Below are 19,889 nucleotides of genomic sequence, written 5' to 3' on the forward strand. Positions count from 1 at the left end.
CGCGCGGCCCAGCTTCTTCAGGGCGGCCTTCAGCGCGTCGAGGCCGCCCCCGACGCGCTGAAGGCCGCCCTGAAGAAGCTGGGCCGCGCGGTTCTGACACAGGGCGATCAACGCCGACGTTGACAAACCTTCGCCGCACCTGTTCTCGAAAAGGGTCGGGCGGGCGCGGTTCAGGGAATCGCGTCATCCTCAACGGTCACATTTCGCCAAGGACGACCCCATGCGAGCCGCCAAATTCCGTTACGCTTCCATGAGCCGCCGTGCGGCCCTGACCGCCGCGGCCCTGACCGCCATGGCCGCCGTCGCCGGCTGCTCGGGCGCCAAGGGCGGCGCGGCCGAGGGCGACATGGCTCTGGGCGCCGCCGAGGGAGCCAAGGTCACGGTCGTGGAATACGCCTCGGTCACCTGCGGCCACTGCGCCGTCTGGAACGATGAGGTCTGGCCTGAATTCAAGACGAAATACGTGGACAACAACAAGGTCCGCTACGTCTTCCGCGAGTTCCCGACCCCGCCCCAGGACGTGGCCGTCGCCGGCTTCCTGATCGCCCGTTGCGCCGGCGAGGACAAATATTTCGACGTAATCCACCAGATCATGGCCAGCCAGAAAGAATGGGTCGCCGGCGCCAATCCGCGCGACACCCTGATCCGCGTCGCCAACGCCGCCGGCCTGAACCAGCAGCAGTTCGAGGCCTGCGTCCGCGACGAGGACGCCATCAAGGCGATGGAGGCCCGCATCAAGGCCGGCCTCGACGCCGGCGTCAGCGGCACCCCGACATTCCTCGTCAACGGCACGAAGGTGATCGACAGCTCGCTCTCGGGCCTGTCGGAAGCCATCGACGCCGAGCTGGCCAAGAAGTGACCCCGATGCGGGCGGTTCGCGCTCTGCTGGCGGCGCTGGCGCTCCTGTCGTGGGCGCCGGCGGCCCTGGCTGATGGCCTGCCGCCCGTCACTTCGGCCGACCGCTCCATCGGCCGCGCCGACGCGCCGGTGACGGTGGTCGAATACGCCTCCTTCGCCTGTCCCGCCTGCGCCGACTGGCACGAGATGGTCTGGCCGCTGTTCAAGGCGCGCTTCGTCGACACCGGCCAGGTCCGCTTCGTCTTCCGCAACCTGCCCACGGCCCCGGCCCAGACGTCGATCACCGGCGCCGCCCTGGCCCGCTGCGCCGCGCCCGAGCGGTTCTTCGACGTCGCCTCGGCCCTGATGAAGGGCCAGAACGCCGTCCTGCACGGCGGGACCTATGACGACTGGTACGCCCCGGCCATCGCCGCCTCGGGCCGCACCCGGGCCCAGATCGACGCCTGCGTCAACGACCCCGCCACCCGCGCCGCCATCGACGCCGACATCGCCAGCGCGCGGACCGCCGGGGCCACCCACACGCCCAGCTTCTTCGTCAACGGCCGCTTGGTCGCCGACCGCTCGTTCGGCGGCCTGACCTCGGCCATCACGCCGCTGCTGGGCGGCCGCTGACGGCCCCGCGCCCATGCAGTTCCAGCGGCTCAGGCTCGTCGGCTTCAAATCCTTCGTCGACGCGTCCGAGTTTCACATCGAGCCCGGCCTGACCGGCATCGTCGGCCCCAACGGCTGCGGCAAGTCGAACGTGCTGGAAAGCCTGCGCTGGGTCATGGGGGCCAACTCGGCCAAGGCCATGCGCGGCCAGGGCATGGACGACGTCATCTTCGCCGGCGCCTCGGGCCGTCCCCCGCGCAGCCACGCCGAAGTCCAGCTGACCATCGACAACGCCCAGCGCCGCGCGCCCCAACCCTTCACCGACGCGCCGATGCTGGAGGTGTCGCGCCGCATCGACCGGGGTCAGGGCTCGACCTATCGCATCAACGGCAAGGAGGTCCGCGCCCGCGACGTCCAGTTGCTGTTCGCTGACGCCTCGACCGGCGCTAACTCGCCTGCCCTGGTCCGTCAGGGCCAGATCAGCGAACTGATCGCGGCCAAGCCCCAGAACCGTCGCCGCATCCTGGAAGAGGCGGGCGGCGTCGCCGGCCTGCACACCCGCCGGCACGAGGCCGAGCTGCGCCTGCGCGCCGCCGAAACCAATCTGGAGCGGCTGGACGACATCGGCCGCGAGCTGGAATCCTCGCTGAATCGCCTGAAACGCGAGGCTCGTCAGGCCGAGAAGTACAAGAAGATCTCGGCCGAGATCCGCGCCCTGCAGGCGGCGCTGGTCTATGTCCGCTGGAACGACGCCAAACTGGCCGCCCAGGCCGCCCAGGCCGAACTGGCCGAGGCCGACCGCGCCGTGGCCGAAGCCACAGTGGCAGCCTCCCGCGCCCAGACCGAGGCGCTGAAGGCGCAGGAGGGGCTCAAGCCCGCGCGGGAAGAAGACGCCGTCGCCGGTGCCCTGCTGCATCGCGCCACGCTGGAGCGCGACCGCCTCGACATGGCCGAACAGGCCGCCCGCGCCGAGGTTGACCGCCTGGAAGCCGAAGCCGCCCGCCTGACCGCCGACATCGAACGCGAACAGGGCATGGCCGCCGACGCCGCCGCCGAACTGGAGCGCATCGACGCCGCCCTGGGCGCTCTGGCCGCCGAGATCGCCGCCGCCCCCGAACGCGGTCCCGAACTGGATCGTGCGCTCGACGCCGCCGAAGACGCCCGCCGCGCCGCCGACGCCGAGGTCGAGCGCGTCGCCGGCGCCCTGGCCGCCGTCGAGGCCCGCGTTCACGCCGAAACCGCCCGCAAGCGCGACGCCGAGGCCCGGCTGGCCCGCGTCACCGGCCAGTTCGAACAGGCGAAGCGTGAGCGCGAGGCCCTGGGCCCGCTGGAAACGCCCGAACTGGCCGACGCCCGCACCGCGCTGGATGCGGCGCAGTCCGCCCTGACCGCCGCGCGCGAGGCGGTCGAGGCCGCCGAGACCAAACGCGGCGACCTGGCCCGCGCCGAACAGGACGCCCGTCAGGCGGCCCGCGCCGCCGAGGACCGTCTGGGTCGTCTCCAGACCGAGGCGCGCGGCCTGGCCCAGCTGCTGGTCTCGGGCAAGCGCGACCACGCCCCGGCGCTGGATCGGGTCAGCGCCGACAAGGGGTATGAGGCCGCCCTGGCCGCCGCCCTGGGCGACGATCTGGACGCCGCGCTGGATACGGCCGCCGCCGCCCACTGGGCCGGGGCCGAGGCGCCGCCGCCGACCTGGCCCGCCGGGGTCGAACCGCTGATCGCCCACGTCCAGGCGCCGGACCAGTTGCGCGCCCGCCTGTCGTGGTGCGGCGTCGTCGCCCGCCCTGATCTGGCCAAGCTGGCGTCCGGCCTGCCGGTCGGCGCCCGTCTGGTGACCCTCGAGGGCGACCTGATGCGCTGGGACGGCTTCGTCCAGCGCGCCGAGGCGCCGCGCCCCGCCGCCGTCCGCCTGGCCCAGCGCACCCGCCTGACCGAACTGGAAGCCGAGATCGACACCGGCAAACCCGCCCTCGAAGCGGCCCAGTCCTCGCTCAAAGCGGCGACCGACGCCTTCCGGGCGGCCGAAGAGGCGGTCAAGACGGCCCGCCAACAACCCTTCGCCGCCGACAAGGCCGTGACCGCCGCCCGCGACCGCGTCGAGAGCCTCGGCCGCGATCAGGCCCGACGCGAGGCCCGCGCCCAGTCGCTGGACGAGACCGTCGCCCGGCTGGAGGCCGAGGTCGCCGAGGCCCAGGCCGCCCACGACGCGGCTCAGGGCGTGGAGGCGCCGTCCGAAACCTTGGCCGCCCTGCGCGAGGAAATGACCGCCGCCCGCGCCGCCGCCGACACGGCCCGCCTGGCCGCCGCCGCCGCCCGCGCCGACCGCGACGCCGAGGCTAGAGAACGCGCCGGTCGCCAGCAACGCCACGACGGCCTGACCCGCGAACGCGACGGCTGGGCGACCCGTTCAAAGGACAGCGCCGCCCGCGTCACCGCCCTGACCAAGGACGCGGACAAGACCGCTGCCCTGCTGAAACAGGCCGAAACCGCGCCCGAGGGGTTCGCCGAGCAGCGCGGCAAGCTGCTGGACGCGCTGACGGCCGCCGAGGGCCGCCGCCGCGCCGCCGCCGACGCCCTGTCCGTCGCCGAAACCGCCGCGACCGAGGCCGACCGCGCCGGTCGCGCCGCCGAAAGCGCGGCCAGTCAGGCGCGCGAGGCCCGCGCCGGCCTGGCCGCCCGCGCCGAGGCCGCCGTCGAACGCCTGACCGACGCCGACACCCTGCTGCGCGACACCGCCCAGATGTCGCCGGAAGAACTGGGGCAAAAGCTGATCGACGACGCCATCGCCCGCCCGCCCGACACCGCCGGCGCCGAAAGCCTGCTGGCCGGACTGGAGCGCGAGCGCGAGGCCCTGGGCGCCGTCAATCTGCGCGCCGAGGACGAGGCGACGGAATACGGCGACCGCCTGAACAGCATGAAGTCCGAGCGCATCGACCTGACCCAGGCGATCGCCAAGCTGCGCGACGGCATCGACGAACTGAACGCCGAAGGGCGCGAGCGCCTGATCGCCGCCTTCGACGTCATCAACGAGAATTTCAAGACCCTGTTCGAGGCCCTGTTCGGCGGCGGCCAGGCCGAGCTGAAACTGGTCGAGAGCGACGATCCGCTGGAGGCCGGCCTGGAGATCTACGCCTGCCCGCCCGGCAAGCGTCTGTCGGTGATGAGCCTGATGAGCGGCGGCGAACAGGCCCTGACGGCCGCCGCCCTGATCTTCGGCGTCTTCCTGGCCAACCCGGCCCCGGTGTGTGTGCTGGACGAGGTCGACGCCCCGCTGGACGACGCCAACGTCGACCGCTTCTGCCGCATGCTGGACGAAATGCGGAACCGCACCGACACCCGCTTCATCGTCATCACCCACAATCCGGTGACCATGAGCCGCATGGATCGCCTCTACGGCGTCACCATGCCCGAACGCGGCGTCTCGCAACTGGTCAGCGTCGACCTGACCCAGGCCGAAAAGCTGGTGGCGTAACACCGACGCTCTCCCTCCCCGTCCCGGGGAGGGGGCTGAGCCCATCGGGCGAAGCCGGGTGGGGGCGGCAGGGCAAACCAGGCGCCGAACCGAGCCGACCCCGCCTGTCATCAGTCCCTGTTTCCACAGCCCTTTTCCGCCCCTCATTCGCGCGCCGGCAGGTCGGCTATAATCCCCTCAGCGCCCCCATTTCAGACCTTTCAGACCTTTCAGAACTTTCAGACCTTGTTTTCCCGGCCCCCTACCCCCGTCATCCTCGGGCTTGACCCGAGGATCGAGCGGTTCTCGGGCTCGACCTGCCCACCGTCGCGCAGACGGAGGGTCCGATCCTCGGGTCAAGCCCGAGGATGACGGGTGTGAAGGCCGATTTCAGACCTTTCAGACTATTCAGACTGTCTTTTTCCGGAGCCCGGCCCCATCGCCCACACCGGATTTCAGACCTTTCAGACTATTCAGACCCTGTTTTTCAGGCCCGACCGCCGAACGCCTCCAGCCTCAGGAACCAGCCGAAAATCGCCGGACCCTCGATGACATAGCGCCGGAACATCCGTCGGGGCTGGGACGCCAGCCGATACAGCCATTCGATGCCCAGGGTCTGGAACACCCTCGGCGCCCGACTCTGCCGCCCCGTCAGAAAATCCACCGACGCCCCGACGCACAGGGCCACGCCGGTTCGCCGCCCCGCCGCCTTCAGCGCATGGGCGAACTGTTCCTGCTTGGGAAAGGAGATACAGACCAGCAGCACGTCCCAGTCCGCCGTCGCCGCCTGCGCCACTGCCCGGTCCCACTCGGCCGAGCCCGGCGCCATCATCGGCGCGGGAATGAAGGTGAAGGCCACGTCGGGAAAGCGCGCGATCAGGTCCGCCGTCGCCGCCTCGTCGGGCCCGAACAGGCCGAACCGCAACCCCTGCGGCGCCGCCAGCAGGTCCGCCGTCAGGTCCGACCCCGGATAGACCGACAGCCGCTTGCCCTTCAGCCGCGCCAGCCCTGCCAAAATCCGGCTGTCGCACACCATCAGCGCCGCCCCGCGATACACCGCCTCGTCCACCCGTCCGCCCAGCAGCCGCACCATATGATCCACGTTTGGCGTCACCACATAGCCGTACGGCCCGCGCGCCATGGCCGCGACCTCGCCCCGCAACGCGCCCGGCGCGCCGTTGCGGAAGTTCAACGTCATGAAGTCCGTGGCGCTCGCCTGATCCATGCGCCTGCTTTACCCTCGCGCCTCTCAAGGCCGGGTTGTCGGACAGGGTTAATGATTCAGCGTTCCATCGTCGCCGCCTGCGGCCTTCTGACCCTCGCCTCGCCCGCCTTGGCCCAAGAACGCACTCACGACCACAGCCTGATCCTGACCGGGGTCGGCCGTTTCGCCGTCTTCGCTGACGCCGCCTCGGTCACGCCCGACGGCAAGGGCGTCCGCATGCGGGCGTTTCAGGTGTCAGAGCCCGGCTTCGCCGTGGGCGATCAGGTCTATTGGGGCGGCTGGTCGTGGTGGCGGTTCGACTGCGCGGCCCAGACCGCCGACCGGCTGGACTTCGCCTCGGTCAAGGCCGGCGGCCAGGAAGGCCCCGCCACGCCCGACCCGGCCCCGCCCTACGCCATCGCGCCAGGCGGGGACGCCGCCGAACTGGCCGCCGTGGCCTGCGCCGCCGCCGACCACCCGGCCGCCGACGCCACCACTATCGACGACGCCGTCCGCCTGGGTCACGCCCGGCTGACCGGCGCCTCGGACTGAGGCCATTCCAGACGATCCCGGGGCAGGGCCTCTGGGCATTCATCCCGCATGAAGGCCATCATCTTCTCGCGGATCTCGCAACGCAGGTCGAACGCCACCGGCGCCGACCGCGCGCTGGCCAGGCACCGCACCTGCATCACCCGCTCGGTGATGTCCGTGACCTGCAGCACCTGCACGTCCCCGTCCCAGTGTGGCGAGGCCCGCACGATCCGCTCGAACGCCTCCCTCAACCGCTCCACCGGCGCCTCATAGTCCACATAGAAGAAGGCCGAACCGATCAGCCGCGCCGTCTCCCGCGTCCAGTTCTGGAAGGGGGTGGTGATGAAATAGCTCAGGGGCAGCACCATCCGCCGCCAGTCCCACAGCTTGACCACCACATAGGTCGAGGTGATCTCCTCGACGTTGCCCCACTCGCCCTCGACGATCAGGGCGTCGTCGATGCGGATGGGCTGGGTCAGGGCGATCTGGATGCCGGCCAGCATGTTCGTCAGCACCGGCTGCAGCGCCAGGCCCGCGATGATGCCCACCACCCCGGCCGAGGCCAGCAGGCTGACACCCCACTGCCGGAACCCCGCCACCGTCATCAGCGCCAGCCCCAGGGTGACGAAGGCCACGACCACCCGCGCCACCTTCTGCAGGATGCGCGCCTGCGTCAGGTGCTTGCGCGCGACCAGATTGTCCTCCACCGCCACGTTGAACCGCCGCAGGTGCATCACGGTCCACATGTCCATGACCCCGGACACCAGCCAGCCCGTAGTCAGGATGAACAGGAACAGCAGCACCGACCGCACCTGGGCCGACGGCTCGGGGTCCATGGGCGACACGGTCACGCCGATGCCGATCGCGATCAGGATCGTCAGCACCCGCAGCTTCAACCGCGCCCGCTCGACCACGCCGCGCCAGAAGACGTCGCGGCTCCTGACCACCCGTCGCAGCAGGCCGAACACCAGCTTGTGCGTCAGCCAGCCGCCGCCGACGAAAACCAGCAGCACCAGGGCGATCACCGCCCATTCCGGCAGCCAGCCGAACCGCGCCCACAGTTCGGCGACCTCTCGGGCGATGTCTCTCAGGAAGTCGGGCATGGCGGCGATAACGCGCGCCGCCGCCTGTTGATCCGGCCTGCGACGCTTAGGCCGCGTTCGCCTCGACCAGATCGGCCAGCCGCGCCGCGGCGTCGGGGATGGCGACCGACCGCGCCGCCGCCGACATGACCGCCAGTCGCGCCGGATCGCCAAGCACGCCTGCCAGCGCGGAGGTCAGGCCGTCCACCGTCAGGTCGTCCTCGCGGATCACCTCGGCTGCGCCGCCATCCGACAGGGCTTTGGCGTTCAGGGTCTGGTGGTCGTCCATGGCGATCTTCAGCGGGATGAGCACCGACGGCAGGGCCGCCACCGCCAGTTCCGAACAGGTCGAGGCCCCCGCCCGGCCGATCACCAGATGCGCCGCCGACAGACGCTGCGCCATGTCGCGGAAGAAGGGCGCCACCTCGGCCTCTATCCCCGCCTCCAGATAGATCTGGCGGGCGGCGTCCAAGGTCTCTGGCCGCGACTGCTGCTGAACCTTCAGCCGACGCCGGATGGCCTCCGGCAGGGCCGCCAGCGCGCGGGGCGTCGTCTCCGACAGGATGCGCGCGCCCTGGCTGCCCCCGGTCACCAACACGCGGATAGGCCCGTCGCCCACGGGCGCCGCATAGGCCCGGTCGAACAGGGTGCGAATATCCGGGCGCACCGGATTGCCCACGACCTGCGCCCTGCGCCCGACGTCCGCCGAGGCCCGGCCCAGGGTCGGAAAGGCCGAGGCCACGACCCGCGCGTGCGGCGCCAGCATCCGGTTGGTGCGGCCCAGCACCGCGTTCTGTTCATGGATCAGCACCGGCCGCTTCTGGCTGAGCGCCGCCAGCAGGGCGGGCGCCGAGGGGTAGCCGCCAAAACCCACCACCACCTTGGCGTCCAGTCGGGTAAAGGCCGACCGCGCCTGTCTCACGCCCTTCATGATCGCCAGACCGGCTTTCAGCAGGCCGACAGGGCCGGCGCCGGTAGCGGCGTCCAGTTCCAGCCGCTCCTCGACCGGAAAAGCGTGGGCGTACTGTTCACCGCGCCGGTCCGTCGCCAGCACGATCCGCCAGCCGCGCGACGCCAGTTCCCGCGCCAGCGCCTCGGCCGGGAACATATGGCCACCGGTCCCTCCGGCGGCGACGACGCAGACTTTCGAGCGGGTCATGGAAACCTCTAGGGCAGCAGGCGACGGCGCAGGACGATGTTCGAGCCGGGCTCATAGGCGCCCGGCCGCCGACGGGTCAGGGCCAGGGCGAACCCCATGGTCAGGCCCATCGCCAGCATGGACGAGCCGCCATAGCTGATGAAAGGCAGCGTCATCCCCTTGGTCGGGATCAGGTTCAGGTTCACCGCCACATTGATGCAGGCCTGCAGCCCGATCAGCATGAACAGGCCCGCCGCCGCCGTCTGTTCGAAGCTGTCGTTCAACTTCATCGCCCGCTTCATGCCGCGAATGACGATGAAGGCGTACAGGCCGATCAGGATCAGGCTCAGCACCAGGCCGAACTCCTCGGCGCCGACCGAGTAGATGAAGTCGGTGTGCAGATCGGGCACGTGCCGCTTCATCACCCCCTCGCCCACGCCGCGCCCGACCAGGCCACCGGCGCGGATCGCCTCGGACGCCCGGTCGATCTGGTGGGTGTCGGTCGTCTCGGGCGACAGGAAGCGGCTGAGGCGGTCGCGCATGTGGCCGAACATGAAGTACAGCGACACCAGCCCGCCCATGCCCAGGCTGGCGATCACCGCCATCCATTTGAACGGCACCCCGGCCATAAAGAAGACGGCGATGAAGGTAGTGGTGATCAGCAGGGTCTGGCCGATGTCCGGCTGGATCAGCAGCAGCCCGACCGTCAGGGCGTAGAAGCCGAAGGCGATGGTCACGCCGGGCACGCCCTCGCCCTTCTGGGCCTCGGCGAACATCCAGGCGGCGAAGACGATCAGGCCGGGCTTTGCGAACTCTGACGGTTGCAGGCTGAACGGGCCCAGATTGATCCAGCGGGCCGCCCCCTTCACGGTGTCGCCGATGAACGGCAGGGCCGCCATCACGACGATGGCGCACATCAGGGCCAGCACGGCGATCCGCTTGACCCCGCGCGGCGACAGCAGTGAGGAGACCAGCATGGCCCCTGCCCCACCGGCCGTGAACACCATCATCCGCCAGGCATAGTGGAAGGGATCACTGATCGACTCATCGGCCAGGATCGCCGCCGGGCTGGAGGCGAAGGACAGGGCCACGCCCAGCGCCATCAGCGTCAGGGCCGCGCCCAGCAGGCCGCGATCCACCGTCCAGAACCACTGGGCGACGGCGCTCTGGTCGTTGCGGGAAAAGGGGTGGGTGAAGCTCTGACTCATGCCGCAGCCTCGGTCGCGGCGCCCAGATGCAGCACGGCGGCGCGGAACGCTTCGCCCCGCGCCTCAAAGTCCGGATACTGGTCGAAGCTGGCGCAGGCCGGGCTCAGCAGCACCACCTGCGCGCCGCCCTCGGCCGCCGCGTCGCGGGCGGCGGCGGCGACCGCCGTCTCCATGTCGCCGCAGATCTCATGCGGCGTGTCGCCCAGGGCACGGGCGAAGTCTTCCGCCGCCTCGCCGATCAGATAGGCTTGGGCCACATGGGGAAACAGGTCGGCCAGGCTATCGATCCCGCCTTCCTTGGCCCGCCCGCCTGCGATCCAGAACACGCGCGGATAGGAGCCCAGCGCCTGCCGCGCGGCGTCGGCGTTCGTGCCCTTGGAATCGTTGATGAAGCGCACGGCGCCCAGCCGCCCCACCGCCTCCATCCGATGCGCCAGGCCGGGGAAGGTCATCAGCCCATCCACCGCCGCCTGATGCGACACGCCCAGCGCCCGCGCGGCGGCATAGGCGAAGGCCGCGTTCTGGGCGTTATGCCGTCCGGGGAGAGAGCGGGCCGCGGAAAGGTCGGCGATAACGGCGCCGCCAGCGGTCAGCAGGCCGGGCGAGGCCTCATATCCTTCTCCCCTTGCGGGAGAAGGTGGGCCCGAAGGGCTCGGATGAGGGGTGGCGCCGCCCTCAAACCGCGCAGATGCGGAAAGGCCGCGAGACCCCTCATCCGTCTTGCTCCGCAAGCCACCTTCTCCCGCAAGGGCAGAAGGACGGGTGGCGACCGTGCAGACACGCCGCCCCTCGGCCGCAAGAGCATCGGCGATCCCTTGCCCCCAAGCCTCGTCAACGCCGACGACGGCCAGCGCGTCCGCGCCCTGCGCCTGGAACAGGCGGGTCTTGGCCGCCACATAGCCGCCCATGCCGCCGTGGCGGTCCAGATGGTCGGGGGTGATGTTGGTCAGGATGGCGACATCCGGCGCGAACGTCGTCGTCAGGTCCAGCTGATAGCTGGACACCTCGATCACATAGACCGCATCCGGGCTGGGCGCGGGCAGTGCCAGAACGCCGATTCCGATGTTGCCGCCGACATGGACCGTCAGCCCCGCCTGTTTCAGCACCCAGCCGATCAGGGCCGTGGTCGTGGACTTGCCGTTGGTGCCGGTGATGGCGACGACGCGCGGGCGTTCGCCGTCGGGCATGGCGGCTATGGCGCGGGCGAACAACTCCACATCACCGATGACGGGCACGCCCGCCTCGTGCGCCTTCTCGACCGTCCAGTGCGGTTTGGGATGGGTCAGCGGCGCGCCGGGCGACAGCACCAGGGCGGCGAACCCGGACCAGTCGGCGCGGGTCAGGTCCTCGACCACAAAACCCTCGGCCTCGGCCTGCATCCGGCCCGAGACGCCGTCATCCCACAAGACGGGCAAGGCGCCGCCGGCCTGAAGCGCGCGCGCGGCCGTGATCCCCGACCGTCCCAGGCCGAAGACCGCGATGCGTCGCCCTTCGAATCCGGGGACCGGGATCATGGGGTCAGCGCAGCTTGAGCGTGGACAGGCCGATCAGGGCCAGCATCCCCGCGACGATCCAGAAGCGGATCACCACGGTCGATTCCGGCCAACCCATCTTCTCGAAATGGTGGTGGATCGGCGCCATCAGGAAGATGCGTTTCCCCGTGGCCTTGAAATAGGCGACCTGGATCATGACCGAGGCGGCCTCGACCACGAACAGACCGCCGACGATGCCGAGCACCAGTTCGTGCTTGGTCGCCACGGCGATGGCGCCCAGGGCGCCGCCCAGGGCCAGCGAGCCGGTGTCGCCCATGAAGATCTTGGCCGGCGGGGCGTTGTACCAGAGGAAGCCCACCCCCCCGCCGATGATGGCCGCGCAGAAGATCGCCAGTTCGCCCGAGCCGGGCACATGGTGGACCTGAAGGTATTCCGCAAAGACGAAATTGCCGACCAGATAGCTGATGATCCCGAACGCGCCCGCCGCCAGCATGACCGGCACGATGGCCAGGCCGTCCAGCCCGTCCGTCAGGTTCACGGCGTTCGAAAAGCCCACGATCGTGAAGGCCGCGAACACCACATAGAACCAGCCGATGTTCAGCAGCACCGCCTTGAAGAAGGGGAAGGCGATCGACGTCTCCAGCCCCGGCGAGGTCGGCGAATAGGTCATCCACAGAACGGTCAGCACGCCCGCGATCACCGACACGACGGTCTGGGCCAGCAGCTTCTGTTTCGAGGTCAGCCCGGCCGAGGTCTGTTTGGTCACCTTGGCGTAGTCGTCGATGAAGCCCAGCACGCCGAATGCCGCCGTCACGCCCGAGACGATCCAGATATACGGATTGGTCAGGTCGCCCCACAGGAACACCGCCACCGCGATCCCGGCCAGGATCATCAGCCCGCCCATGGTCGGCGTGCCGACCTTGGACAGGTGGGTCACGGGGCCGTCCTCGCGGATGGGCTGCCCCCGGCCCTGTTTGGTGCGGATCCAGTTGATGAAGCGGCTGCCCATGGCCACGGCAACGATCATCGCCGTCGCCAGCGCCAGCGCCACCCGCACGGTCTGGTACTGGACCAGGTTCAGCAGCGGGTAATCCTGCGCAATGTCGGCGTAATAGAGGTAGAGCAGATAGATCATCAGCCGCGTCCCGTGCCCTCGGCGCCGGTCAGTCCGGCCTCATGTCGGCGTTCCATGTCGGCCAGGGCCGAGGCGACCAGCCCCGCGCGCGAGCCGTTCGATCCCTTGACCATGACCACGTCGCCCGACCCGACCAGATCGTCCACGGCCTCGGCCAGTTCGACGGCGGTCGCGCGCCACAGGCCGCGCCGTTCGGGCGGCAGGGCGTCGTGCAGGAATTTCATCTGCGGCCCGGCGGTGTGGACCACGTCGATGGTCGCGGCCTCCAGCAGCGGCGCCAGCCCTTCGTGCAGGGCGCGCGACTGGTCGCCCAGCTCCAGCATGTCGGTCAGGACGACGATGCGCCGCCCGCCCGCCGGCACCGCCCTGGCGCCCAGGCTCTGGAAGCCCGCCCGCATCGACAGCGGATTGGCGTTGTAGCTTTCGTCGATCAGGGTGAAGGCGCCGCCGGGCAGGCGCACCGACCGAGTCTGGCCCCGCCCCGCCAGCGGCTGGAACTCGGCCAGGGCCTGCATTCCCACCTCGACCGGCACGTCCAGCGCATCCAGCATCAGCAGCACGCACAGGCTGTTCAGCCCCCAGTGGAACCCGCTCTGCTTCAGGGTGAAGACGTGGCGGTGGCCGAACAGCTCGGCCTCGACCCGCGCGCCATCGGGGCCAGGCGTGAAGTCCAGCAGCCGGGCGTCATGCTCGTCCGACGAGCCGAAGGCGACCACGCGCGCGCCGACATGCAGCGCCGCCTGGCGCATCTGATCGGCCCAAGGGTTGTCGCCATTGATGACCGCCACACCGCCGGGGCCGAGTCCCTCAAAGATGGCGGCTTTTTCACGCGCCACGCCGGTCTCGCCGTCGGAGAAGCCCTCGATATGCACCGGGCCGACCGTGGTGACGCAGGCGGCGTGCGGCTGGACCATGCGGCTCAGCGGGCCGATCTCGCCCGGCGCGTTCATGCCGATCTCGAACACGGCGCGTTCGACCGTCGCGGGCATCCGCGCCAGGGTCAGCGGCACGCCGATATGGTTGTTGAAACTCTTGACCGAAGCATGGGCCGGTCCGGCCAGATCGAGCCCCGCCTTGATCGCCTGGGTCACGCTGGTCTTGCCCACCGAGCCGGTGACGGCGCCGCGCCGGACGTGCGGTGCGCGATCGCGCGCGCGCGCGCCCAGCGCTTCAAGCGCCCTCAGCGTATCGGCGACCACGACGCAGGGGCCGCCGTCCATCGGCCGCTCGACCAGCGCGCCGACGGCCCCAGCGGCGAAGGCCTGCGCCACGAACTCATGCCCGTCGCGCGCGCCTTTCAGCGCCACGAACAGGTCGCCGGGCTCGACTTCCCGGCTGTTGAAGGTGACGCCCCGGGCGAAGAAACCCGCGCCCTCGATGCGGCCATTGACGGCTAGGGCGATCTCGGGGGCGGTCCACAGCGGCGCCGGGCCGGGCGGAAGGGTCTCAGGCATGGGCGCGAAGGGCCTCGGTCGCTTCGGTGACGTCGTCGAAGGGGTGAGTCACGCCGCCGACGATCTGACCCTGTTCATGCCCTTTTCCGGCGATCACCACCACATCCCCGTCGCGCATTATCGACACGGCGTGGCGGATGGCCTCGCGGCGGTCGCCGATCTCCAGCGCATCGGGGCATCCGGCGCGGACCTGGGCGCGGATGGCGGCGGGCTCTTCCGAGCGGGGGTTGTCGTCGGTGACGATGGCCACATCGGCCAGGCGGCCGGCGATCTCGCCCATCAGGGGACGCTTGGCGCGGTCGCGGTCGCCACCGGCGCCGAAGACGACGATCAGGCGGCCGGTCGCGTGGGGACGCAGCGCCTTCAGCACCGTCTCCAGCCCGTCGGGCGTGTGGGCGTAATCGACATAGACCTCGCCGCCCCGGTCCGCATGGACGCGCTGCAGACGGCCCGGCGCGCCGGTCAGCCGCTCCAGCGCCGCCAGAACGCGGTCCGGCGCCTCGCCCGCCGCAATGCACAGGCCGGCGGCGACCAAGGCGTTCGACGCCTGGAAGACGCCGGCCAGCGGCAGCAGAACCTCGTGCGTCTGGCCGCGCACGTCGATGGTCAGGCGCTGGCCTTCGGGCACGGCGCGTCGGCCGACCAGCGTCAGGTCGCGCCCCCGTTCGCCCACGCCCATGACGTTCAGCCCGGCCATGATGCTGGAGGCGGCAAAGGGGGAATAATCCTCGGAATCCGCGTTCAGAACCGCCGTGCGGCCGCGCGCCAGCAGGGTGTCGAACAGGCGCAGCTTGGCCGCGCGATAGTCCGCCATCGTGCCGTGATAATCGAGATGGTCCTGACTCAGGTTGGTGAAGGCCGCAGCCTTCAGCGACACCCCGTCCAGACGACGCTGGTCGATGCCGTGCGACGACGCCTCGAGCGCCAGATGGGTCACGCCCCGGCTGGCCAGTTCGGCCAGCAGGCGGGCGGTTTCGGCCGGGTCGGGGCTGGTCAGGCCGGGGCCGGTCAGGGCGGCGACGTCGGACCCCGACTGGGCCACGACGCCAACCGTGCCCATGCTGGCCGCCGTGACGCCCAGGGCGGCCCAGATCTCGCGACAGAAGGTGGCGACGGATGTCTTGCCGTTGGTGCCGGTCACCGCAACGCAGGTGCGGGGTTGCGCGCCATAGAAGCCGCGCGCCGCCAGCGCATAGGCCCGGCGCACATCGCCCGCCTTGACCAGCAGGGGCGCCGCATCCGACGCCGTATCCGCCGGCGCCAGCACCGCCGCCGCGCCCTTGGCCAGGGCCTGGGGGATGAAGGCGCGTCCGTCTGCGACCGTGCCGGGCAGAGCCACGAACAGGCTGCCGGGCGCGACCTTGCGGCTGTCCGAGGTCACGCCGGTGATGACCGGATCGGCGGCGACGTCGCGGTGCAGCAGGTCGGACAGGCGAACCGCGCTCATCGGCCCGCTCCGTCGCCCTGGACATCAGCATAGGCCGGGATCTTCTCGCCCAGGGCGGTGCGATAGGGGTCGGCGCGACGCGCGACGCCCAGGAAACCGGCGATGCGGTCGGCGATGCGGCCCACGGCAGGCGCGGCGACAAAGCCGCCGGTGCGCGGATAGTGACCAGGCTCATCCATCAGGATGAAGACGGCGTAGCGCTTGGCCGTGACCGGGCCGTCAGAAGGGAAGACAGCGGCGAACGAGCCGACGGCATGGGTTGGGTCATAGCGGCCGTTGACCAGCTTGTTGGCCGAGCCCGTCTTGCCCCCGACCCGCAGGCCCGACGCATCGGCCCGGCCGCCCGAACCGCGCACGACGTTGCGGCGCATCAGGTCCAGCATGGCCAGTGAGGTTTCTTCCGACACCACACGGCGGCGATCGGCGCCCGCGGGCAGGCCGCCCTTGCGCAGCGTCAGCGGCACATAATAGCCGCCGTTGGTCAGGGCCCCGTAAGCGGCGACCGCCTGGGCCGGGGTGACCATGATGCCATAGCCGAATGACAGCGAGGCCAGGGTCGAGTCATCCCAGCGGCGTACCCGCGACGGACGCGCCGATTCCTTCAGTTCGATCGGCGCAGCGTCCAGCAGACCCAGACGCTTGAAATAGTCGCGCATCACGTCGCCGCCCATTTCGACGGCCAGCCGTGACGTGCCGATGTTCGAGGAGTGCAGATAGACCTCTTCCAGCGTCAGCACCTTGTTGGTGGCGTGGAAGTCCTTGATCCGGCGGTTGCCGATCTGGAAGGCCTCGGAGGCGTCGAACAAGGTGTTCATGTCGGCCCGGCCAGTGTCCAGGCCCGCCGCGACGGTGAAGGTCTTGAACACCGAGCCCATTTCATAGTGGGCCGAGGTGACCCGGTTCAGGGTCGCGCCGTCCGGCGCCGCCCCGCGATTGTTCGGGTCGAAGGTCGGCCAACTGGCCATGCCCAGGACCTCGCCGGTTTGAACGTCGGTGACGACGCCGACGGCGCCCTTGGCCCCGTTCTCGAGGGCGGCGGCGGCCAGTTCGTTCTCCAGCACGCCCTGAACGCGCAGGTCGATCGACAGCTGGAACGGCTCGCCCGCAGCAGCGGCGGCGCGGATTTCCTGGTCAAAGGCCAGTTCAGCGCCCGAGACGCCCTGCCCGCCCGTGTCGGCGGCGCCGATCAGATGCACGGCCGAGGCGCCCAGCGGATAGACGCGGCGATCCTCGGGCTCGAACGACACGCCGCCCAGGGCCAGCGCATGCACGGCGGCCTTTTCGCTGGGCGTCAGCCCCGGAAGCACGATCAGGCGGCGCTCGCCGCCCAGCACCTTGTTCAGGCGCTTGGCCGGAATGCGCGGCAAGGCGCGGCGCAGCTGGGTGAAGGCGGCGCGGCGGTCCCAGACCTCGCGCGGGTCGATGTAGAGGCCATAGTGGGTGATGTTGGCGGCCAGCAGCAGGCCGTTGCGGTCGACGATGTCCGCCCGCGTCAGGTCGCCGCCATGCACGCCGACCCGGCCGCCGGTCTTGGGACCCATCAGCGCCGCATGGGCCGCACCCAGCGTCAGACAGCCGAACACCACCGAAAACAGCGCCAGGATCAGGAAGATGCGGACGCGCGTGTCCTCTTCCGGTCGGGCGTCGGCGCGGGCCCGCTCGAACGCATGCTCGATGCCCCACACCCGCTCGGCCAGCCAGCGCCAGAAGGGCGCCATCCGCCCCGACAGCGACGGGCCGGGCGCGGGCCGATAGAAGCGCGGATCGTCATGGACGCTCATTGCGGCGCCTCCAACGAACTCGGCGCCGAAACCGGCGCGGACACAGGGGTCGTCACCGCCGCATCAGCGGCGGCAGCGGTCGGCGCGACGATCACCGGCCGGGGATCCGGCGCCGGCGCGATGGTCGGCAGATAGTCCTCGGTCGTCTGGCGACGCACATCGACAGGGCCCAGCCCGGCCTGACGCGACAGAGCCTCCAGCCGACCCGGCTGCTCCAGCCGCGCGGCTTCGGCGCGCAGCAGGCGGACCCGCTGGCCGTTGTCCGAAATCTGGCGCTCCAGATCAGCGATGCGGCCGCCCACACGCGCCGCGTCCGCCTTGGCCAGATAGACCGAGAAGACCATGACGGCGACCAGCAGGACGCCGACGATCTCGACCCAGCGCACGCCCCGGACCTTCCAGTCGAACAGGCGCTGCAGGCTGTGGACCACCGCCGTCATGCCGCGACCCTTCCCCAGGCCGGAGCCTCGGTGCGGATCGCCGCGCGCAGCTTGGCCGAGCGGGCGCGCGGGTTGGCGGCCAGTTCGGCCTCGCCCGCCTCGCGCGCGCCCTTGAACATCAGGTCGAAGCTGGGCTTGCGCGTCTCGACCGCGACCGGGGCATGGCGCGAACCGCCGGGCGCATTGCCCGTCCGTTCGGTCAGGAACGCCTTGACGATGCGATCTTCCAGCGAATGGAAGGTGACGACGACCAGGCGTCCGCCGGGGGCCAAGGTCGCCTCGGCCGCCTCCAGCCCGCGCGCCAGTTCGCCCAGTTCGTCGTTGACAGCGATGCGCAGCGCCTGAAACACGCGGGTGGCCGGATGGATCGGCGCGCCACGACGGCCGCCCAGCGCCTTTTCGACCACTTCGGCCAGATCCAGGGTGCGGGTGAACGGCTGCTCAACCCGGCGACGCAGGATGGCGGTGGCGACCCGTCCCGACTGACGCTCGTCGCCATACAGCTTGAAGATATGGGCCATCGGCCCGTGATCCCAGGTGTTGACGATGTCGGCGGCGGTGACGCCCTCATCGCTCATCCGCATGTCCAGCGGCCCGTCGCGCATGAAGGAGAAGCCGCGCTCGGCCTGATCCAGTTGCATCGACGACACGCCGATGTCGAAGACCACGCCGTCCAGAAGCGGCTTGCCTGTCTGCGCGAACGCCTCGGCCAGGCCCGAAAAGGGGGTGCGGACCAGTTGGAACTGACCGGGGAAGTCGGCGGCGACCGCGTCGGCGTGCGGCTGGACCGTCGGGTCGCGGTCCAGGGCGACGACTTGGGCTCCGGTTTGCAGGATGGCACGGGTATAGCCGCCAGCGCCGAAGGTGGCGTCGATGATGATGTCGCCCGGTCCGGGTTTCAGCGCCTCGAGAACTTCCGCCAGCAGGACGGGCGCGTGCGGGGGCGTCATGCGGCGCTCCCGGGCCTCTGGGCCGCACGGCGCATCTCGCCAAATTGTTTCAGGCCCTCGCGCGCCATGCGGCGCTGCTCGGCGCGGTGGGTCGCCCAGCGGTCCTTGTTCCAGATCTGGAAGCGCTCACCCACGCCATAGATGACGACCGTGTCCGACAGATCGACCTCGGCGCACAGATGTTCCGGCAGGGTGATGCGACCGCCGGAGTCATAGGCCAGCGGCTTTTGCTCGCCGAAGATCGAGGCCTCCAGCGCGGAGCGATAGGGATCGCCGAACGGCAGGCTTTCGATCACCGCGCGATATTCGGCGAACAGCTTGTCGCCGCCCGCCTCCAGGCAATCGGCTTCGATGGAGGGGAAGCAGAAGACGCCGTGCTCTGCGCCGTTTTCGGCCGTGCGGAATTCCTGAGGGATCAGCAGGCGGCGCTTGCCGTCCAATTGTTTCTCATAGGTCGAGAGAAACACGCCCCGCCCAAACGAACCCTGCGGCCCGCCCCCTGAATCCCGTTGAAACGCCCACAATGGGCCTCAGCCTCACGTCATGAGGCATTGGGATAGCATGGGATCAAATGGGTCTCAATGGGACTAGTTGACGATCTTTAACCAAATGAGACGCGAAAAAGACCCATAAACCAGAACATACAAAGAACATGTAAAGTATAAACAGGCTGTGGACTGCTTTACCGCCCCCTTTCCGCTCAAGGCGTTAACGGGCCGGTAGGCTCAACTAAAAGAGAGAAACACCAGACGGCCTGTAAGCCGGGTTCTGTTCCGCCCCCGATACCGAAGCATGGGGGCAGTGACGATCATTCCTCTGGACCGCCCATTGCTGGACGGTTCTCGCGACCTACCCGGACGTCCCGGGCGGTGAACCCTGCGAGCGAACCCGCGCGACGTCCCTATTCGGTCTTGCTCCAGGCGGGGCTTGCCATGCCGTCGACGTTGCCGCCGACGCGGTGGGCTCTTACCCCACCCTTTCACCCTTACCGGCCCCGAAGAACCGGTGGTTTGCTTTCTGTGGCGCTATCCCTCGGGTCACCCCGGGCGGGCGTTACCCGCCGCCTTTTCACCGTGGAGCCCGGACTTTCCTCGACGGAGCAAGCCCCGCCGCGACCGCCCGGCCG

At 70.1% G+C, this 19,889-nt stretch carries 16 protein-coding genes and 1 other RNA gene; 4 read left to right on the top strand and 13 right to left on the bottom strand.

All coding sequences use genetic code 11. The features are described 5' to 3' along the window. Positions 1 to 220 precede the first annotated feature (220 nt). From EON91_RS11170 to smc, 3 genes are read left to right on the top strand one after another with little or no spacing between them, the layout of a single operon-like run. Entirely contained in the window at positions 221 to 859 is a 639-nt protein-coding gene (locus EON91_RS11170; protein WP_292094689.1) for a DsbA family protein, read from the top strand. 5 nt (positions 860 to 864) lie between these two features. Next, positions 865 to 1,470 carry a thioredoxin domain-containing protein gene (locus tag EON91_RS11175; protein ID WP_292094691.1) on the top strand — a complete coding sequence of 202 codons (606 nt, stop codon included), beginning with the start codon at positions 865 to 867 and terminating at the stop codon, positions 1,468 to 1,470. A 13-nt stretch (positions 1,471 to 1,483) separates the two neighbouring features. After that, on the top strand, positions 1,484 to 4,921 hold the full coding sequence (smc, locus tag EON91_RS11180) for a chromosome segregation protein SMC (protein WP_292094694.1): 3,438 nt from the start codon (positions 1,484 to 1,486) through the stop codon (positions 4,919 to 4,921). 466 nt (positions 4,922 to 5,387) lie between these two features. On the opposite strand, the gene EON91_RS11185 is transcribed toward smc, so the two are convergent. Next, positions 5,388 to 6,125 (bottom strand): WecB/TagA/CpsF family glycosyltransferase, encoded by a 738-nt coding sequence (locus EON91_RS11185; RefSeq protein ID WP_292094697.1) that lies wholly within the window; start codon positions 6,123 to 6,125, stop codon positions 5,388 to 5,390. Between the two features lie 51 nt (positions 6,126 to 6,176). On the opposite strand from EON91_RS11185, the gene EON91_RS11190 reads away from it, so the two are divergent. Beyond that, positions 6,177 to 6,656, top strand: coding sequence for a hypothetical protein (locus EON91_RS11190; protein ID WP_292094698.1), 480 nt, complete (start codon positions 6,177 to 6,179; stop codon positions 6,654 to 6,656). Here the strand turns inward: EON91_RS11190 and EON91_RS11195 are convergent. From EON91_RS11195 to rnpB, 12 genes are all read right to left on the bottom strand, one after another. After that, complete coding sequence (locus tag EON91_RS11195; protein WP_292094700.1) at positions 6,626 to 7,738, bottom strand: mechanosensitive ion channel family protein; 1,113 nt, start codon at positions 7,736 to 7,738, stop codon at positions 6,626 to 6,628. The genes EON91_RS11190 and EON91_RS11195 overlap by 31 nt on opposite strands. 46 nt (positions 7,739 to 7,784) lie before the next feature. Then, on the bottom strand, positions 7,785 to 8,876 hold the full coding sequence (gene murG, locus EON91_RS11200; protein ID WP_292094702.1) for an undecaprenyldiphospho-muramoylpentapeptide beta-N-acetylglucosaminyltransferase: 1,092 nt from the start codon (positions 8,874 to 8,876) through the stop codon (positions 7,785 to 7,787). An 8-nt stretch (positions 8,877 to 8,884) separates the two neighbouring features. Then, positions 8,885 to 10,063, bottom strand: a complete 1,179-nt coding sequence (ftsW, locus tag EON91_RS11205; RefSeq protein ID WP_292094705.1) for a putative lipid II flippase FtsW — start codon at positions 10,061 to 10,063, stop codon at positions 8,885 to 8,887. After that, positions 10,060 to 11,577 carry a UDP-N-acetylmuramoyl-L-alanine--D-glutamate ligase gene (murD, locus tag EON91_RS11210; protein ID WP_292094708.1) on the bottom strand — a complete coding sequence of 506 codons (1,518 nt, stop codon included), beginning with the start codon at positions 11,575 to 11,577 and terminating at the stop codon, positions 10,060 to 10,062. The genes ftsW and murD overlap by 4 nt, the downstream gene beginning before the upstream one ends. A 4-nt stretch (positions 11,578 to 11,581) precedes the next feature. Next, entirely contained in the window at positions 11,582 to 12,691 is a 1,110-nt protein-coding gene (mraY, locus tag EON91_RS11215; RefSeq protein ID WP_292094710.1) for a phospho-N-acetylmuramoyl-pentapeptide-transferase, read from the bottom strand. Beyond that, positions 12,691 to 14,145 carry a UDP-N-acetylmuramoyl-tripeptide--D-alanyl-D-alanine ligase gene (murF, locus tag EON91_RS11220; protein ID WP_292094712.1) on the bottom strand — a complete coding sequence of 485 codons (1,455 nt, stop codon included), beginning with the start codon at positions 14,143 to 14,145 and terminating at the stop codon, positions 12,691 to 12,693. Before murF ends, mraY begins: the two co-directional genes overlap by 1 nt. Further along, positions 14,138 to 15,592, bottom strand: coding sequence for a UDP-N-acetylmuramoyl-L-alanyl-D-glutamate--2,6-diaminopimelate ligase (locus tag EON91_RS11225; RefSeq protein WP_292094715.1), 1,455 nt, complete (start codon positions 15,590 to 15,592; stop codon positions 14,138 to 14,140). Before EON91_RS11225 ends, murF begins: the two co-directional genes overlap by 8 nt. Continuing rightward, a complete protein-coding gene (locus tag EON91_RS11230) occupies positions 15,589 to 17,310 on the bottom strand; it encodes a penicillin-binding protein 2 (RefSeq protein WP_292094725.1) in 1,722 nt (573 codons plus the stop codon). The genes EON91_RS11225 and EON91_RS11230 overlap by 4 nt, the downstream gene beginning before the upstream one ends. A 59-nt stretch (positions 17,311 to 17,369) precedes the next feature. Next, positions 17,370 to 17,813, bottom strand: a complete 444-nt coding sequence (locus EON91_RS11235; RefSeq protein WP_292094716.1) for a cell division protein — start codon at positions 17,811 to 17,813, stop codon at positions 17,370 to 17,372. Then, the gene (gene rsmH, locus EON91_RS11240; protein ID WP_292094718.1) at positions 17,810 to 18,763 is read right to left on the bottom strand and encodes a 16S rRNA (cytosine(1402)-N(4))-methyltransferase RsmH; all 954 of its coding nucleotides are present in this window, start codon (positions 18,761 to 18,763) and stop codon (positions 17,810 to 17,812) included. Before rsmH ends, EON91_RS11235 begins: the two co-directional genes overlap by 4 nt. Next, positions 18,760 to 19,230 carry a division/cell wall cluster transcriptional repressor MraZ gene (locus EON91_RS11245; protein WP_292094721.1) on the bottom strand — a complete coding sequence of 157 codons (471 nt, stop codon included), beginning with the start codon at positions 19,228 to 19,230 and terminating at the stop codon, positions 18,760 to 18,762. The genes rsmH and EON91_RS11245 overlap by 4 nt, the downstream gene beginning before the upstream one ends. Before the next feature lie 274 nt (positions 19,231 to 19,504). Further along, positions 19,505 to 19,889: RNase P RNA component class A (gene rnpB / locus EON91_RS11250), an RNA gene on the bottom strand; the annotation flags it as partial.

The sequence above is a fragment of the Brevundimonas sp. genome (assembly GCF_004210735.1).
Lineage (GTDB): Bacteria > Pseudomonadota > Alphaproteobacteria > Caulobacterales > Caulobacteraceae > Brevundimonas.

Bases quoted from the DNA above. Each gene is read 5' to 3' on its own strand.
- EON91_RS11170 (WP_292094689.1), top strand. From the start codon at position 221: ATGCGAGCCGCCAAATTCCGTTACGCTTCCATGAGCCGCCGTGCGGCC.
- EON91_RS11175 (WP_292094691.1), top strand. From the start codon at position 865: ATGCGGGCGGTTCGCGCTCTGCTGGCGGCGCTGGCGCTCCTGTCGTGG.
- smc (WP_292094694.1), top strand. From the start codon at position 1,484: ATGCAGTTCCAGCGGCTCAGGCTCGTCGGCTTCAAATCCTTCGTCGAC.
- EON91_RS11185 (WP_292094697.1), bottom strand. From the start codon at position 6,125: ATGGATCAGGCGAGCGCCACGGACTTCATGACGTTGAACTTCCGCAAC.
- EON91_RS11190 (WP_292094698.1), top strand. From the start codon at position 6,177: ATGATTCAGCGTTCCATCGTCGCCGCCTGCGGCCTTCTGACCCTCGCC.
- EON91_RS11195 (WP_292094700.1), bottom strand. From the start codon at position 7,738: ATGCCCGACTTCCTGAGAGACATCGCCCGAGAGGTCGCCGAACTGTGG.
- murG (WP_292094702.1), bottom strand. From the start codon at position 8,876: ATGACCCGCTCGAAAGTCTGCGTCGTCGCCGCCGGAGGGACCGGTGGC.
- ftsW (WP_292094705.1), bottom strand. From the start codon at position 10,063: ATGAGTCAGAGCTTCACCCACCCCTTTTCCCGCAACGACCAGAGCGCC.
- murD (WP_292094708.1), bottom strand. From the start codon at position 11,577: ATGATCCCGGTCCCCGGATTCGAAGGGCGACGCATCGCGGTCTTCGGC.
- mraY (WP_292094710.1), bottom strand. From the start codon at position 12,691: ATGATCTATCTGCTCTACCTCTATTACGCCGACATTGCGCAGGATTAC.
- murF (WP_292094712.1), bottom strand. From the start codon at position 14,145: ATGCCTGAGACCCTTCCGCCCGGCCCGGCGCCGCTGTGGACCGCCCCC.
- EON91_RS11225 (WP_292094715.1), bottom strand. From the start codon at position 15,592: ATGAGCGCGGTTCGCCTGTCCGACCTGCTGCACCGCGACGTCGCCGCC.
- EON91_RS11230 (WP_292094725.1), bottom strand. From the start codon at position 17,310: ATGGCGCCCTTCTGGCGCTGGCTGGCCGAGCGGGTGTGGGGCATCGAG.
- EON91_RS11235 (WP_292094716.1), bottom strand. From the start codon at position 17,813: ATGACGGCGGTGGTCCACAGCCTGCAGCGCCTGTTCGACTGGAAGGTC.
- rsmH (WP_292094718.1), bottom strand. From the start codon at position 18,763: ATGACGCCCCCGCACGCGCCCGTCCTGCTGGCGGAAGTTCTCGAGGCG.